The sequence below is a fragment of the Solimonas aquatica genome (genome assembly GCF_900111015.1).
In the GTDB taxonomy this organism is placed as follows: Bacteria; Pseudomonadota; Gammaproteobacteria; order Nevskiales; family Nevskiaceae; genus Solimonas; species Solimonas aquatica.
On the sequence record NZ_FOFS01000003.1, the window covers coordinates 47,659 to 62,676 of the forward strand.

General features: G+C 67.7%; 13 protein-coding genes. 7 read left to right on the forward strand and 6 right to left on the reverse strand.

Annotated elements, in window-relative coordinates; translation table 11 throughout:
* Window position 1: 1 nt before the first annotated feature.
* From BMY12_RS04390 to pdhA, 3 genes are read right to left on the reverse strand one after another with little or no spacing between them, the layout of a single operon-like run.
* Window positions 2-1,141, reverse strand: a complete 1,140-nt coding sequence (locus BMY12_RS04390; RefSeq protein ID WP_093282591.1) for a dihydrolipoamide acetyltransferase family protein — start codon at window positions 1,139-1,141, stop codon at window positions 2-4.
* A gap of 14 nt (window positions 1,142-1,155) precedes the next feature.
* Window positions 1,156-2,145 carry an alpha-ketoacid dehydrogenase subunit beta gene (locus tag BMY12_RS04395; protein ID WP_093282594.1) on the reverse strand — a complete coding sequence of 330 codons (990 nt, stop codon included), beginning with the start codon at window positions 2,143-2,145 and terminating at the stop codon, window positions 1,156-1,158.
* A gap of 5 nt (window positions 2,146-2,150) precedes the next feature.
* Complete coding sequence (gene pdhA / locus BMY12_RS04400) at window positions 2,151-3,257, reverse strand: pyruvate dehydrogenase (acetyl-transferring) E1 component subunit alpha (protein ID WP_093282596.1); 1,107 nt, start codon at window positions 3,255-3,257, stop codon at window positions 2,151-2,153.
* Between the two features lie 233 nt (window positions 3,258-3,490).
* Here pdhA and BMY12_RS04405 point away from each other — a divergent pair, with 233 nt between their 5' ends.
* Genes BMY12_RS04405 through BMY12_RS04430 form a run of 6 tightly spaced genes read left to right on the forward strand, consistent with a single transcriptional unit; the run spans window position 3,491 to window position 11,372 of the window.
* The gene (locus tag BMY12_RS04405; RefSeq protein WP_218140084.1) at window positions 3,491-4,963 is read left to right on the forward strand and encodes an alkaline phosphatase; all 1,473 of its coding nucleotides are present in this window, start codon (window positions 3,491-3,493) and stop codon (window positions 4,961-4,963) included.
* 26 nt (window positions 4,964-4,989) lie between these two features.
* Window positions 4,990-6,444 carry an alkaline phosphatase gene (locus tag BMY12_RS04410; protein ID WP_093282599.1) on the forward strand — a complete coding sequence of 485 codons (1,455 nt, stop codon included), beginning with the start codon at window positions 4,990-4,992 and terminating at the stop codon, window positions 6,442-6,444.
* 2 nt (window positions 6,445-6,446) lie between these two features.
* Window positions 6,447-7,112: a hypothetical protein gene (locus tag BMY12_RS04415; protein ID WP_143068839.1), complete on the forward strand. Its 666-nt coding sequence runs from the start codon at window positions 6,447-6,449 to the stop codon at window positions 7,110-7,112.
* A 33-nt stretch (window positions 7,113-7,145) separates the two neighbouring features.
* Window positions 7,146-8,393, forward strand: a complete 1,248-nt coding sequence (locus BMY12_RS04420; protein ID WP_093282604.1) for a lipoprotein-releasing ABC transporter permease subunit — start codon at window positions 7,146-7,148, stop codon at window positions 8,391-8,393.
* Complete coding sequence (lolD, locus tag BMY12_RS04425; protein ID WP_093282607.1) at window positions 8,386-9,084, forward strand: lipoprotein-releasing ABC transporter ATP-binding protein LolD; 699 nt, start codon at window positions 8,386-8,388, stop codon at window positions 9,082-9,084. Before BMY12_RS04420 ends, lolD begins: the two co-directional genes overlap by 8 nt.
* Before the next feature lie 20 nt (window positions 9,085-9,104).
* A complete protein-coding gene (locus tag BMY12_RS04430; RefSeq protein WP_177188837.1) occupies window positions 9,105-11,372 on the forward strand; it encodes a DNA internalization-related competence protein ComEC/Rec2 in 2,268 nt (755 codons plus the stop codon).
* A 36-nt stretch (window positions 11,373-11,408) separates the two neighbouring features.
* Here the strand turns inward: BMY12_RS04430 and hisI are convergent, their stop codons facing one another.
* From hisI to BMY12_RS04445, 3 genes are all read right to left on the reverse strand, one after another.
* Complete coding sequence (gene hisI, locus BMY12_RS04435) at window positions 11,409-11,885, reverse strand: phosphoribosyl-AMP cyclohydrolase (protein ID WP_093283199.1); 477 nt, start codon at window positions 11,883-11,885, stop codon at window positions 11,409-11,411.
* Window positions 11,886-12,005: 120 nt separating this feature from the next.
* Window positions 12,006-12,518 carry a hypothetical protein gene (locus BMY12_RS04440; protein WP_143068840.1) on the reverse strand — a complete coding sequence of 171 codons (513 nt, stop codon included), beginning with the start codon at window positions 12,516-12,518 and terminating at the stop codon, window positions 12,006-12,008.
* A 45-nt stretch (window positions 12,519-12,563) separates the two neighbouring features.
* Window positions 12,564-13,394 carry a 6-carboxytetrahydropterin synthase gene (locus BMY12_RS04445; RefSeq protein ID WP_093282614.1) on the reverse strand — a complete coding sequence of 277 codons (831 nt, stop codon included), beginning with the start codon at window positions 13,392-13,394 and terminating at the stop codon, window positions 12,564-12,566.
* Between the two features lie 133 nt (window positions 13,395-13,527).
* Between BMY12_RS04445 and gltX the strand changes: the two genes are divergently transcribed.
* Window positions 13,528-14,949, forward strand: a complete 1,422-nt coding sequence (gene gltX / locus BMY12_RS04450; protein ID WP_093282617.1) for a glutamate--tRNA ligase — start codon at window positions 13,528-13,530, stop codon at window positions 14,947-14,949.
* The last annotated feature ends 69 nt before the right edge of the window (window positions 14,950-15,018 follow it).

Below are 15,018 nucleotides of genomic sequence, written 5' to 3' on the forward strand. Positions count from 1 at the left end.
GCTATTCCGGCAGTTGCAGGTCGGCGACCATCGCGGCGAGGAAGCGCGTGGCCTCGCCGCCGGTGACGGCGCGGTGATCGAAGGTCACCGACAGCGGCAGCACCTTGGCAATCGCGATCTGGCCGTTCACCGGCACCACCGCATCACGCACCGCGCCGGCGGCGACGATGGCCACGGTCGGCGGCACGATCACTGGCGTGGCGTACTTGCCGCCGAACTTGCCGAAGTTGGACAGGGTGATGGTGAAGCCGCGCAGGTCTTCCGGGGCCATGGCCTTGGCGGCGGCGGCGGCCTTCATCTTCTGCAGGCCTTCACGCAGGGAATCGTGGTTGCGGTTGGCGACGTCGTGCAGCACCGCCACATACAAGCCATCGGGCGTGTCCACGGCCACGCCCAGGTGCACCTTGTCGAGGATGCGCCGGCCGATCTCCACACTGTCGTACCAGGCATTGAGCGCCGGCTGCACGCGGCAGGCAGCGACCAGGGCGCGGATCAGGCGCAGGGTCACGTCCTGCGGCGCGCTCCAGGCGTGCAGCACGGCATCGTCGGTGACGGTGGTGGGCATCACCTCGTCGCGGGCCTGCGACATGGTCTTGGCCATGGCGCGGCGCGCGCCGTGCAGTTTTTCCAGCGGGCCGACGCTGGAGAGAATCTTGTGCACGCGCTGCACGTCGGCGGCGGTGATCATCTCGTTGGGGCCGCTGGGCGTGACGATGGACAGGTCCACGTTCAGCCGCTGCGCCAGCGCGCGCACCGCCGGCATCACTTTGACGCCGGAAGCACTGCCGATGGCGGTGGCGCGCTCGCGCACCACCTCGTTGCCCTGCGTCATCGCGCCCACCACCACGCCGGTGTCGCGGATCGCCTCGGGCGCGGGCGCGGGCGCAGCCGGCGCGGCGGCCGGCGCCTCGCCTTCGAAGCTCACCAGCGGCTTGCCCACTTCCACGGTGTCGCCGGCCTTGGCGTGCAGCCTGGCAATCACACCGGCCTGCGGGCTGGGCACTTCCACCACGGCCTTGGCAGTTTCCACCGAGACCAGGGGCTGGTCGGCGGCCACGCTCTGGCCTTCCTGCACCAGCCATTCGCGGATTTCCGCGTCCTGCAGTCCTTCACCCAAATCCGGCAGCTTGAAGACGATCATGTGGGGTTGTGGCTCTAGGCTTTGGGGGCGAACTCGAAGACCTTGCGCACCTCGGCGAGGATGCGTTCGGTGTCGGGGATGTACAGGGCTTCGTGCCGGGCCAGCGGCATGATGGTGTCGTAGCCGGAGACGCGCAGCACCGGCGCGAACAGATTGAGCAGGCCGTGCTCGGCGATATTGGCGGCGATCTCGGAGGCCCAGCCGCCGGCGCGCGGCGATTCCTGCACGATCACGCAGCGCCCGGTCTTGGCCACCGAGGCGAGAATGGTGTCCATGTCCAGGGGCTTGATCGTGGCGACATCGATCAGCTCCACGGAAATGCCTTCCTCGGCCAGACGGTCGGCGGCGGCGCGCGCGTCCTGCATCATCGCGCCCCAGGACACCAGGGTCAGATCCTGGCCTTCGCGTTCCACGAAGGCGGTGTCCAGCGGCAGGGCCTCGCCATTGTCTTCCACGGCCTGCTTGAACAGGCGATACAGGCGCGTGGGCTCCAGAAAGATCACCGGGTCCGGATCGCGGATCGCGGCCAGCAGCAGGCCGTAGGCGCGCGCCGGGGTGGACGGCGCCACCACGCGCAAGCCCGGGATGTGCGCGAAGGTGGCTTCCACCGATTCGGAATGATGCTCGGGGGCGTGGATGCCGCCGCCATTGGGGGCGCGCAGCACCATGGGGCAGCTCAGACGGCTGCGCGTGCGATGCCGGTAGCGCGCGGCGTGATTGACGATCTGGTCGATGCAGGGATAGGTGAAGCCGGAGAACTGGATCTCCGCCACGGGCTTGAAGCCTTGTGTGGCCAGGCCGATGGCCATGGCCGCGATCAGGGTTTCCGCCAGCGGCGTGTCGATCACGCGCTCCTCGCCGAAGGCGTCGAGCAGGCCGACGGTGGCGCGGAACACGCCGCCATTGCGGCCCACGTCCTCGCCCAGCACCAGCACCCCGGCATCGCGCTGCATCTCGCTGCGCAGCGCCAGGTTCACCGCCTCAATCAGGTTCAGTTCCGGCATGGTGCTCAGTGTCCCGGCTTGAGGCCGCGCGCCAGGGCCTCCTGGCGCTGCCACTCGTACTGCTTGGGCAGCTGCGCGTAGAGATGATCGAACATCGCCGCCGGTGAGGCCGGCGGTGTGGCCAGGAATTCTTCGGCGGCCTGATCGGCAAAGGCCGAGGCCTCCTGCTGCAAGGCGGCTTCGTCGCTGGCGCTGAGCAGGCCGCGAGCTTCCAGATGCTGCTTGAGGCGTTTGACCGGGCAGCGCTGCCAGGCCTCCTGCACCTCGGCCTCGTTGCGGTAGCGGCGCGCATCGTCGGCCGTGGTGTGATCGTGCAGGCGATAAGTGATGGCCTCGATCAGGCTCGGGCCACCGCCGCTGCGCGCGCGCTCGATGGCAGCGGCCAGCACCGCGCGGGTGGCGATCACATCATTGCCGTCCACCTGCTCGCCGGGCAGGCCGCCGGCGAAGGCTTTCTGTGCCAGGGTCTGGGCGCCGGTCTGGCGGCCGCGCGGCAGCGAGATCGCCCATTGATTGTTGGAGATCAGAAACACCAGCGGCAGGTTCCAGACCTTGGCCGAGGAGATGGCTTCGTAGACATCGCCCTTGCTGGTGGCGCCGTCGCCGCAGGAAGCCAGCACCACGCGCGGCTCGCGGCGCAGCTTCAGCGCATAGGCCACGCCGATGGCCTGCGGCACGTGCGAGCCGATGGGCACCGAGAGCGGAAAGTCGTGGCGGATCGCGCAGCCCTCGTAGTGCATGCCGCGCTCGTCGCCGCCCCAGTTGAGCAGGATGTCGCGCATGCGCACACCGCGCAGCAGCTGCGCGGCGTATTCGCGATAGGCGGGGATGAAGATGTCTTCGGCGCGCAGCGCGCAGCCGATGGCGGTGCCGATGGCTTCCTGGCCCAGGCAGGCGGCGTAAGTGCCCATGCGACCGGTACGCTGCAAGACCACCGCCTTCTTGTCGAAGGCGCGGGTCTGCACCATGGCGCGGTACATGCGCCGCAACTCCTCGGCGTCCTGCGCAAAGTCCGGCAGCGGTGCACGCGGCTGACCCTCGGGGTCCAGATACTGCGTGTACGTGACTTCGAACTGCGCAACGCGTTCTACGGCGGGACTGCTGTGACTCATGCACGCATCCTCGTGTCTTTGGCGCGGCCGGTGCGAGCATCCTGCTTCGCCCATGCGGCCGGAGCCTTGATCTTCCTTAGCGGCGGATTCTAGGGGCTTGACCGGCTTTTGGCAGCCGGAAATCCACTCAAGCGGTCGGCCCGGGCGGGCGTGCAGCACCGGCGCGGGCGCGCAAATGTCATCGCGATGTCATCGCTGGACAGCAGACTCGCGGCCATCAGCAAGGGGAAAGCATGATGCGCAAACTACTCACGGCCGCCACGGTCCTGGCCGCCCTGGTTCTGGGCGGCTGCAATGACAACAAGGACTCAGTCAAACCAAAGAATCTGATCTTCTTCCTGGGCGACGGCTACGGCATCGTGCCGATGACCGCCACCCGCATCTATACCGTGGGCGAAAGCGGTCAGCTGCAGATCGATCAGTTCCCGGAGTCGGCTTTCATCAAGACGTACTCCAATGATGCGCAGGTCACCGACAGCGCGCCCTCGATGTCGGCCTACATGACCGGCTACAAGATGAACAATGAAGTCATCTCCATGTCCACCGACACCAAGGCGGCGGATTCCAGCGGCAAGGGCTATGTCTCCGGCGCCGACAGCACCTGCCCGGCCTCGGGTAACGGCACGCCGGTGACCACGCTGCTGGAACTGGCCAAGGCTGCCGGTCGCGGCACCGCCGTGGTCACCACCACGCGCGTCACGCATGCCACGCCCGCCGCCACGTATGCGCACATCTGTCACCGCGATGGCGAGAACAACATCGCCGCGCAGCTGGTGCCGGGCGGCAGTGGCTTCAACAGCGCGCTGCTCGATGGTGTGGACGTGGTGCTCGGCGGCGGCTGGCAGCACTTCCTGCCCCAGGGTGATACGAAGGGTTCCTCGCGCAGCGATACGCGCAACCTCGTCGATGAGATGAAGGCCAAGGGCTACAGCTACGTGAGCAATGTCACCGATCTGCAAGCCGTCCCGGCCTCCACGACGGGCAAGCTGCTGGGCCTGTTCACCAAGGGCCACATGAATTTCGATCTGGATCGTGACCCGGCCAGCGAGCCGAGCCTGTCGCAGATGACCGCCAAGGCCATCGACATCGTGTCGAAGAATCCGAAGGGCTTCTTCCTGATGGTGGAGGGCGGTCGTATCGATCAGGCCCTGCATCCCACGCTGGCGCGCAAGGCGCTGCAGGACGGCAAGGCTTTCGACGAGGCCATCAAGACCGCCATCGACAAGATGAAGACCCTCGATCCGGAGTTGAAGAACACCCTGATCGTGGTCACCGCCGACCATGACCACACCCTGGTGATGAACGGCTATGCGGCACTCACCGGTGCCACCACCGATACGCATCCGGGCATTCTCGGCCTGATGCGGGATTACACCGCTGCCCAGAACACCGACGGCAGCCAGAAAGACCTGAGCACGGTGACGCCCAGCAAGGATGCCGACGGCAAGCCGTTCACGACGCTGGTGTTCGGCAACGGCGAGAACCGCATCCAGGGCAACCGCAACACGCAGAGCGACCTCAGCGATGATCAGGTGTTCAACAAGGACTATCACCAGGAGGCGGCGATCCGCATGCCCTCCGGCAGCGAGACGCACGGCGGCGGCGATGTATTCCTCGGCGCCATGGGCCTGAACGCCGACACCTTCCACGGCACGCTCGAAAACAACAAGGTGTTCGATCTGTGCAAGGCCGCTGTCGGCCTGTAAGCCATCGGCGCAACCGGAGAATCACGATGACCAAGAATTTCACCCGCGCCGCGATCTGGGCCGGCGTCCTGCTGGCGGTGTTCAACGCGGGCTGCTCCAACGCCGCCGGCGAAGCCAAGAATGTCATTTTCTTCCTGGGCGATGGCATGGGCCCGGTGACCAAGACCGCCGCGCGCATCTACCAGTACAAGGAAGAAGGCGCGCTGACCATGGACACCATGCCCTATGCCGCGCGCATCAAGACCTACTCGCTGGATGCGCAGACCACCGACAGCGCGCCGTCCATGGCCGCCTACATGACCGGCGTGAAATCACGCAATGAAGTGCTGGCGCTGGATGGCGGCGCGGTGTCGCAGCCTTACAAGCCCAGCGCGGTGCTGGTGGACAACGGCGACGGCAGCAGCACCTCGGTGTCCAATGCGCAGAACAACTGCCCGGCGAGCGGCAACGGCAGCGCCAAGACCACGCTGCTGGAACTGGCCAAGGCCAAGAGCAAGGCGACCGGCGTGGTCACCACGGCGCGCCTCACGCATGCCACGCCGGCGGCCACTTACGCGCATATCTGTCATCGCGATGCCGAGTACGCGATCTCGGTGCAGGCGGTGCCCGGCGGCAGCGGCTTCAACAGCGCGCTGGGCGAGGGCATCGACGTCTTGCTCGGCGGCATCAGCCAGTACTGGACGCCGTACAACAAGACCAGCAATCCCAAGGGCCGTCCCGATGGCCGCAATCTGGTCGCCGAGATGCAGGGCAGGGGTTACACCTATGTCAGCGATCTGAGCGGCCTCAATGCCGCGCCGACCAGCTCCGGCAGCAAGCTGCTCGGCCTGTTCGATCAGGCCAAGGCGCAGGGCCACATGTCCTACGAGCTGGACCGCGATCCCGCCGTGGAGCCCAGCCTCTCGCAGATGACGGCCAAGGCCATCGACATCCTGGCGAAGAACAGCAACGGCTTCTTCCTGATGGTGGAGGGTGGGCGTATCGACCACGCGCTGCACGGCACCGATGCCAAGCGCGCGCTGGTGGATACCATCGCCTTCGACGATGCGGTGAAGACCGCCATCGACAAGATGAAGACCCTCGATCCCGACCTGAAGAACACGCTGATCGTGGTCACCGCCGATCATGACCACACCATCGCCTTCAACGGTTACGGCAAGCGCGGCACCGACGTGCTCGGTCTCAATCAGAGCTATGCCAGCGGCAGCAACAGCCTGGATGCCGACGGCCTGCCGTACACCACGCTGGTGTTCGGCAACGGTGCCAACCGCCCCGACACGCGCAGCGCCCTGACCCAGGAGCAGGTCACCGCCACCGGCTATCTGCAGGAAGTGGCGATCCGTCGCGGCTCGGCCGGCAGCGAGACGCACGGCGGCGGCGATGTGATGCTGTTCGCGCAGGGCGCCGATCAGGCCAGCTTCAAGGGCACCATCGAGAACACCGCGGTGTTCAGCCTGATCAAGACTGCGGCGGGCTATTGAACATGCGGGCGATGGCGGCGACGGCGGCGCTGCTGCTGGCCGCGGTCTGCGCGGCCGCTGCCGCGGCCGATCTGGACCTGCGGGTTCGTTACGAGAGCGAAGCTGTGGATGCCGCTGCCGTGCACAAGCGCGAGCAATGGCAGGACCGTCTGATCGTGCGCGAGGGCCATGTCTGGACGCAGCGCATCATCGATGCGCGGCTGCCGGCGCATGGCGGGCAGGAGCAGCACGCGCACTTCGACTTCGCGCTGGCGGCGCAGCATCTGCGCCGCGGCGAGAAGGGCGAGCTGATCGCCGAATACGTCGATACCCGCAGCCGCACCGTGGTGTTCGTCCCGGCCGCCGAGTACGCGGCGGTCGGCTTCGACGGTTCCTGGGAAGCGGCCGCAGCCTTGCTGCCGCCGGCCGTGGTCAAGCGCATGCCGGTGCTGGTGCGCACCGCGCCCGCCGGCTGCAGCTGGCGCGAGGAGCGCCGGCAGGGACGCTACACCCGCGTGCTCTGGGACGAGCGCGGCGGCTACGCGCGGCGCATCGAGACCGGCCGCGAGGACGGCGTCGAGCGCCAGCTGATCGTCGCCGAGCCGATGCCGGCGGTCGCGGATGCCGCGCTGCCCTGGCGCGAGCTGGCCGGCTACCAGCACAAGGAATACGACGACTTCATGGATTGAAGACCGCTGCGGCAGCTGTGGTCTAATAGCGGGATGCACGCTTGGTACGAACTCCTGGTCGGCTTGCGCTACACCCGCGCCAAGCGCCGTAACCATTTCATCTCCTTCATCTCCGCCGCCTCCATGGCCGGCATCGCCGTGGGCGTCACCGCGCTGATCACGGTGCTGTCGGTGATGAACGGTTTCGAGAGCGAGCTGCGCACGCGCATCCTCGGCATGGCCTCGCATGCCACGATCTCGGCCTATCAGGGCGGCCTGAGCGACTGGGCCAAGCTCGCCGAGCTGGCCCGCCAGCATCCGGACGTGGCGGCGGTGGCGCCGTACATCGAAGGCGAGGGCATGGTGAAGGTGGGCTCGGATCTCTCCGGCACCCTGCTGCGCGGCATCGACCCCAAGCAGGAGGCCACGGTCTCCGAAATCGCCCAGCACATGAAGGTCGGCCAGCTGGATTCGCTGACGCCCGGCAGCTACAACATCGTGCTGGGCGCGGAGCTGGCGGAATCGCTGAATGTCACGGCCGGCGACAAGATCGATCTGATGGTGCCGCAGGCCTCGGTGACGCCGGCCGGCCTGCTGCCGCGATTCCGGCGTTTCACGGTCAGCGGCGTGTTCCGCGTCGGCATGTACGAGTTCGATCGCGGCCTGGTGCTGATCGATCTGGCCGATGCCCAGGCCCTGCTGCGCATGGACAACAGCGTCACCGGCGTGCGCCTGAAGCTGCACGATCTGTTTCAGGCGCCGCGCGTGGCGCGCGAGCTGACCACCGAGCTGCCGGGCTTGTACTACGTCTCCGACTGGACGCGCAGCCACAGTAATTTTTTCCGTGCGGTGAAGACCGAGAAGATGGTGATGTTCATCATCCTCTCGCTGATCGTCGGCGTGGCCGCCTTCAATATCGTCTCCACGCTGGTGATGGTGGTGCAGGACAAGCAGCCGGACATCGCCATCCTGCGCACCCTGGGCGCCACGCCGCGTTCGATCATGGCGATCTTCATGGTGCAGGGCTGCATCATCGGCTTCGTGGGCACGGCCCTGGGGCTGGCCGGTGGCATCGCGCTGGCGCTGAACGTGGAGACCCTGGTGCCGCTGCTGGAGCGGCTGACCCATCAGCAGTTCCTGGCGCCGGATGTCTACTACATCAGCGATCTGCCATCGGAGCTGAAGCTGTCCGATGTGATCCGCATCGGCGCGCTGTCGCTGTCCCTGGGCCTGATCTCCACGATCTACCCGGCCTGGCGCGCCTCGCGCATCAATCCGGCGGAGGCGCTGCGCTATGAATAGCCCGCAGGCGCCGGTGCTGGAGGCCCTCGGCCTCAACAAGACCTTCGACGACGGCCGGCTGCGGCTGGACGTGCTCAAGTCGGTGGATCTGGCGGTGGGACGCGGCGAGCGCATCGCCATCGTCGGCGCCAGCGGCACCGGCAAGTCCACGCTGCTGCATTGCCTGGGCGGCCTGGATGCGCCCACGGGCGGACAGGTGCGGGTGCTGGGCGAGAGCATGTCGGACTTGAGCGATGCTGCGCGCTCGCAGCTGCGCAACCGCGCCCTGGGCTTCGTCTATCAGTTTCATCATCTGCTGCCGGAATTCACGGCGCTGGAAAACGTCGCCATGCCGCTGCGCATCCGGCGCCTGTCGCGCGCGCAGGCGCAGGACCAGGCCACCGAGCTGCTGCGCCGCGTGGGGCTGGGCGAGCGCCTGCAGCACAAGCCGGGCGAGCTGTCCGGCGGCGAACGCCAGCGTGCAGCCGTGGCACGCGCGCTGGTGACGCGGCCGGCCTGCGTGCTGGCCGACGAGCCCACCGGCAATCTCGACAAGAAGACCGCCGAGCGCGTGTTCGAGCAGATGCTCGAACTCAATCGCGAGCTGGGTACCAGCCTGGTGGTCGTCACCCATGATATGCAGCTGGCCAGCCGCATGGATCGCTTATGGACTCTGGAGAACGGGGTGTTGCGGGAGACGTCCGCCTCCTAGCGCTGGCGTTCACCGCCGGCGTGCTGGCACTGCATGCGCTCAGCGCCGTTCCGGCGCTGGGTCTGCTGCTGGTGCTCTTGCTCAGCGTGCTGCCGCGCTGGCGCGGCCGCGCGTATTGGGCCGCCGCGGTGCTGGGCTTTGTGCTGAGCGTCTGGCATGCGCGGCAGCAGCTCGAACTGCGCTGGCCGGAATCGCGTTTCAATGAAGAGATCACGCTGCGCGGCGCCATCGCCTCGCTGCCGGAACTGGCGCGCCTGCGCGATGAAAAGGAGCAGGAGCAGCGCATCTGGCGTTTCCGTTTCGAGCCCGAGGACGGACAGGCGCTGCCGGCGATGCGGGTGTCCTGGTACGGCGGTCCCGAAGCCCTGCAGGGCGGCAGCTGCTGGCAGCTGAAGCTGCGTGTGCGCGCGCCGCATGGCTCGCTCAATCCGCAGGGCTTCGACTACGAGGGCTGGTTGTATCGCCAGCATCTGGGCGCCACCGCCACGGTGCGGGAGGCGCAGCCCTGCGGCGCGGCCTCCGGCCATTTCGCGCTCAAGGCGCGACAGGCTTTTCTGAATCGCATCGCGGCGGTGCTGGGCACGCGCCAGGGTGCGAACCTGCTGGCGGCGCTGAGCGTCGGTGCCACCGGCGGGCTGCGTGATGCGGACTGGGATGTGCTGCGCCTCACCGGCACCACGCATCTGATGGCGATCTCGGGCTTCAATCTGGCGCTGGTGGCGGGCATGGCCTGGTGGCTGCTGCGCTGGCTCTGGCCGCTGTGGCCGAGAGCCGCGCAGTGGCAGCCGGCGCAGCGCGTGGCCGGTGTCGGCGCCCTGCTGCTGGCGGCGCTGTACGCGGTGCTGGCCGGTTTCGAGGCGCCGGTGGCGCGGGCGCTGTTCATGCTGGCCCTGGCCCTGGCCGCCAGCGGTCTGGATCGTCCGCTCACCCCCAGCCGGCTGCTGGCGCTGGCCTGGATCGCGGTGCTGCTGCCCGATCCCTGCGTGGTGCTGCTGCCGGGCTTGTGGTTGTCCTTCGCGGCGGTGGCGGCGATCTTTTACCTGAGCAGTGCGCGCTGGCGGCGCGAGGTGAACTGGCGCGCGGCGCTGCGCATCCAGCTGTTCCTCACCCTGGCACTGGCCCCGCTGGGGCTGTTCTACTTTCACGGCTTTTCCCTGAGCGCGCTGCCGGTCAATCTGCTCGCGGTGCCGGTGTTTGCGCTGCTTACGCCGCTGGTGCTGCTCGGCATGATGCCGGCCATGCTCTCCGCGGCCGCGGCCGGCTTCACCTTGCCGGCGCTGGCCTGGCTGCTGGAGCAGGTGTTTGCCGGCCTCGGCTGGTGCGCGCAGCAGGGCGGCGCGCTGTGGTGGCCGGCGGCGCCGGCATTCGCCGCGCTGCTGCTGGCGGCGCTGGGGGCGCTGCTGCTGTTTGCGCCGGCGCGGCTGCCCTTGCAGCCCCTGGGCCTGATCTGCTTCGCGCCGCTGTTGCTGCAGACCCCGCAGCCGCTGCGCGGCGCGCTGGAGCTGACGGTGCTGGACGTGGGGCAGGGCCTGTCGGTGCTGGTGCGCACCGCGCGGCATGCGTTGCTGTTCGATGCCGGACCGGCCTATGAAGAAGGCTTCGATGCCGGCGCTTCGGTGGTTGCACCCTATGTGCTGGGGCTGGGGCTGCGCGAGCTGGACCTGCTGCTGCTCTCGCATGGCGATCTGGATCATGCTGGCGGCGTGCCCGCGGTGCGGCGCCTGCTGCGCGTGCGCCACGAACTGGGCACGCCGGGCGCGCTGCCCTGCCGCGACGGCCAGCGCTGGGACTGGGACGGCGTGCACTTCGAAGTCCTGCATCCGGGCGGTGAAAACAAGAAACGCAACGACAATTCCTGCGTGCTGAAGATCCAGGGACCGTTCGGCGCGCTGCTGCCGGGTGATATCGAAAAGAACGCCGAGCGCCAGCTGCTGCTGAGGCATCAGGACGCGCTGCGCAGCGAGGTCTTGCTGGCCCCGCATCACGGCAGCCGCAGCTCTTCCACGCCCGAGTTCGTGGCGGCGGTGGCGCCGCAGGTGGTGGTGTTTCCCGCCGGCTGGCACAACCGTTTCGCGCACCCGCGGCCGGAGGTGGTGCAGCGTTATGGCGCCTGCGGCAGCAAGGCCAGCATGTGGCTGAGCGGCGAGTCCGGGGCCCTGGAAATCTTTCAGGATGAGGCGGGCGTGCTGCGCCAGCAGCCCTGGCGCGCCAGCGCGCGACACTTTTGGAACGCACGGCCGCAGGCGCAGGCTTACTGGCGCGAGCCGGGCGCGGATTGCGCGCCATAAAAAAGCCCGCAGCGGCTGCGGGCTTTTGGGGGCGGCTCAGAGCTGCGTGGGATTCGGCGCGTCGCCGTAAACCGCCTTCGGATCGAAGGTCTTCTCGCGCTCTTCGAAGTGCAGCTCGCGCACCGCCGGACCTTCGCCGGTGGGCACCGAGCGGTAGAAGCAGGAGCGATAGCCGACATGGCAACTGGCGTCGCCGATCACGTCCACGCGCAGCCAGATCGCATCCTGGTCGTCGTCGATGCGCAGCTCCACCACTTTCTGGGTCAGGCCCGAGGTGGCGCCCTTGTGCCAGATCACCTGACGCGAGCGCGACCAGTAATGCGCCTCGCCGGTGGTGATGGTGAGCTTCAGGGCCTCGGCATTCATATAGCCCAGCATCAGCACCTCGCCGGTGTGCGCGGCGGTGGTGACGCAGGGCAGCAGGCCATGCTCGTCGAACTTCGGGGCAAGCTCCTTGCCCTCCTCGACCTGCTCGATGGAAACGCGCTTGAAGAACTGAACGTCGGCAGCCATGTGGAACATCCGCGGCACGCCCGGTGGGGGCGCAAAAAAGGGCGCTGTTTATACCACAAAGCCCGGCCCGGGCGCCGCGAGGAAGGCGCCCGGACCGGGCTTTTTCAGAGCCGGCGCGGCTTACTGATTGCGGCCGGGCTTGTTGAACAGGCCACGGAAGGCCGGCGCCAGGGGCGATTCACGGTTGCCGCCGCCACCCCCGGAATGACCGCCACCGCCGCTGCCACCCGGATAACCGCCATGACCGCCGCCGTGACCACCGTGGTAGCCGCCGTCGTAGCCGCCGGGAGGCGGGTAGTAGCGGCCACGGTCGTGTCCGCCGTTGTAGTAGTAGAAGCTGCCGCTGACGCTGGGGCCGTAGTAGCCATAGGCCGGACCGTAGGACGGCGCGTAATAGGGCGCGCTGTAGTACTGGTCGTAGTAGACCGTGGCAGGCGGCGTGTAGGTGTAGCTCGGCGCCGGCGCATAGCTGTAGGTCGGTGCCGGTGCGCCGAAGCCGCCGGAGACGATGCCCTGATCCACGCCCGGACGTACCGGGGCCACGGGATAGGCGACGCAGGCGCCCAGGGACAGCGTCGCTGCAAGGGTCGCGGTCAGCAGCGGCAGGCGGGTGTAGCGCAGGTGCTTGTTCATGATGGCCACTCTAGGCGCAGGCTCTGAATTGCGCCTGAACATTTTTCAGCCGGCGATGGCGCCCTTGCCCCAACCTTCGTAAGCGCGCACTTGCAGCCGATGACCGGCGCGCAGCGGCGCCAGCTCGCGGTGCAGCCAGGCGGCGATCTCTTCCACGGTGCTGTCGCAGTCCAGCAGCTGCACCCGTGATTCGGGCAGCCGCAGCTCGTAGGCACCGTCGCAGGCCTGGTAGGCGAAGTGCAGCTGGCCGTCGCCTCGATCCAGCAGATCCGCCTGCGTGCCCAGGTAAATGTCCCGCCAGCGCGCCGCCAGCTGCGCTTCCAGCGCGCGGTCGCGCACCCCGTCCACGCGCAGCTCGACGCGCGAGCGGTGGCCGTGGGCGATGTGGCGGCACAGCCCGGCGTGTTTCTTCAGGCCGTGCGCGTAGTGGTAGTAGGCGCCCTCGATGGCCTCGTGACGCAGGTTCAGGTGCAGGCGGATCGCGGGCGGCAGCAGCGGCTGCAGCTGGCGCTGCAGTGCGGCGGCGACGGTTTCGGTATCGATGCGCGCGGCGTCCAGCAGGCAGACCGCGCTGGCGGGTGAGCGATGCTCGTAGCGGCCGGGCGCGGCGTCCAGCTGCAGGTGCAGCTGCGCGCCGTCCTCCTGAATGCGCAGGCCCGGCAGCTGGCGCGGCACCAGCAGGCGATGGTCGAGGCTGGCATCGATGCCGGCCTTCAGGCGGCGCTTGGTCTGGCTGAAATCCAGCACCATGGACTGCGCATCCAGCGGCCCGTCCAGCACCACGTCCACCAGAAAGCTCTCGCCCACCAGGCCGCGCTGCGCGTCCAGATAGGCACAGTCGATGACGCTCAAATTGTCGACAAACAGGCTGGCCATACCGCGCCGCAGGCAAAAAAGGGGGGCTAGCTTAGCCATCCGCCTGCCGCCGTGCATCGCGGCGGCGCGGCGTGGCGCGGACTATGGTTTAAAATCGCCGTCTTTTCCGCGACCTGCCGTCATCCCGAACTCCATGAGCGTCGTCACCCGTTTCGCCCCCAGCCCGACCGGCTTTCTGCACATCGGCGGCGCCCGCACGGCGCTGTTCTCCTATCTCTACGCCAAGGGTCACGGCGGCAAGTTCCTGCTGCGCATCGAGGACACCGACCGCGAGCGCAGCACGCAGGAAGCAGTGGATGCGATTTTCGAAGGCATGGCCTGGCTGGGCCTGAACGGCGACAACGCCCAGCCGATCTACCAGACCCAGCGCTTCGACCGCTACCGGCAAGTGATCCAGCAGATGCTGGCGGCCGGCACCGCGTATTACTGCTACTGCAGCAAGGAAGAACTCGACGCCCTGCGCGCCGAGCAGATGGCCAACAAGCAGAAGCCGCGCTACGACGGCCGCTGGCGCCCGGAAGCCGGCAAGACCCTGCCGACGCCGCCGGCTGACGTGCAGCCCGTCGTCCGCTTCAGGAGTCCGCTCGACGGCCAGGTCGTGCTCCAGGATCTGATCAAGGGCGAGATCGTGTTCGACAACGCCGAGCTGGACGATCTGATCATCGCGCGTGGCGATGGCACGCCCACCTACAATTTCTGCGTGGTGGTGGACGATATGGACATGGGCATCACCCATGTCATCCGTGGCGATGATCACGTCAACAACACGCCGCGCCAGATCAACATCCTCAAGGCCCTCGGCGCCACGCCGCCGGCTTACGCGCATGTCTCGATGATTCTCGGTGCCGACGGCGCCAAGCTCTCCAAGCGCCACGGTGCGCTGGGCGTGATGGAGTATCGCGCCATGGGCTTCATGCCCGAGGCCATGCTCAATTATCTGGTGCGCCTGGGCTGGAGCCACGGTGATCAGGAGCTGTTCACGCGCGAGGAGATGTGTGCGAAGTTCAACTTCGACCACGTCTCGGCCTCGCCGGCGCGCTTCGACATGGAAAAGGCCTACTGGGTCAATCACCAGTATCTGAAGAGCGCCGATCCGGCGCTGGTCGCCACCGAGTTCGACTGGCATCTGCGCCGCATCGGCGTGGATCCCGCGCAGGGTCCGGACCTGCCGGCGGTGATCGTGCAGCAGCGCGAGCGCTGCCGCACCCTGGTGGAGATGGCCGAGAAGAGCAAGTTCTTCTTCGCCGAGCTGGACGGCTACAACGAGAAGGACGCTGCCAAGCATCTGAATGCCGAATCCGCTGCGCTGCTCGCCGAGCTGGCCAGCGCCCTGGAAGCGCTGCCGCAGTGGAGCGCCGAGGCCCTGCATCTTGCGGTCAACGGTTTTGCCGAAGGCCGCGGCCTGGGCCTGGGCAAGGTGGCGCAGCCGATCCGTGTCGCCTGCTGCGGCATGGCGGTATCGCCGCCCATCGATCAGACGCTGTATCTGCTGGGGCGTGAACGAACGCTTGCGCGGCTCAAGGCCGCAGTGTCCTACGTGCAACAGAAGCAGTAGAAACAGTAGGGCGGGTTAGCCGCAGGCCTCACTCGCCAGATCGATCCTCCGCTGCGGCGGCTTACGCTT

Coding starts and splice junctions, on each gene's coding strand:
- lolD (WP_093282607.1), top strand. CDS start 8,386: ATGAATAGCCCGCAGGCGCCGGTGCTGGAGGCCCTCGGCCTCAACAAG.
- BMY12_RS04395 (WP_093282594.1), bottom strand. CDS start 2,145: ATGCCGGAACTGAACCTGATTGAGGCGGTGAACCTGGCGCTGCGCAGC.
- BMY12_RS04410 (WP_093282599.1), top strand. CDS start 4,990: ATGACCAAGAATTTCACCCGCGCCGCGATCTGGGCCGGCGTCCTGCTG.
- BMY12_RS04390 (WP_093282591.1), bottom strand. CDS start 1,141: ATGATCGTCTTCAAGCTGCCGGATTTGGGTGAAGGACTGCAGGACGCG.
- hisI (WP_093283199.1), bottom strand. CDS start 11,885: ATGGCTGCCGACGTTCAGTTCTTCAAGCGCGTTTCCATCGAGCAGGTC.
- gltX (WP_093282617.1), top strand. CDS start 13,528: ATGAGCGTCGTCACCCGTTTCGCCCCCAGCCCGACCGGCTTTCTGCAC.
- BMY12_RS04445 (WP_093282614.1), bottom strand. CDS start 13,394: ATGGCCAGCCTGTTTGTCGACAATTTGAGCGTCATCGACTGTGCCTAT.
- BMY12_RS04420 (WP_093282604.1), top strand. CDS start 7,146: ATGCACGCTTGGTACGAACTCCTGGTCGGCTTGCGCTACACCCGCGCC.
- BMY12_RS04405 (WP_218140084.1), top strand. CDS start 3,491: ATGATGCGCAAACTACTCACGGCCGCCACGGTCCTGGCCGCCCTGGTT.
- BMY12_RS04415 (WP_143068839.1), top strand. CDS start 6,447: ATGCGGGCGATGGCGGCGACGGCGGCGCTGCTGCTGGCCGCGGTCTGC.
- BMY12_RS04440 (WP_143068840.1), bottom strand. CDS start 12,518: ATGAACAAGCACCTGCGCTACACCCGCCTGCCGCTGCTGACCGCGACC.
- pdhA (WP_093282596.1), bottom strand. CDS start 3,257: ATGAGTCACAGCAGTCCCGCCGTAGAACGCGTTGCGCAGTTCGAAGTC.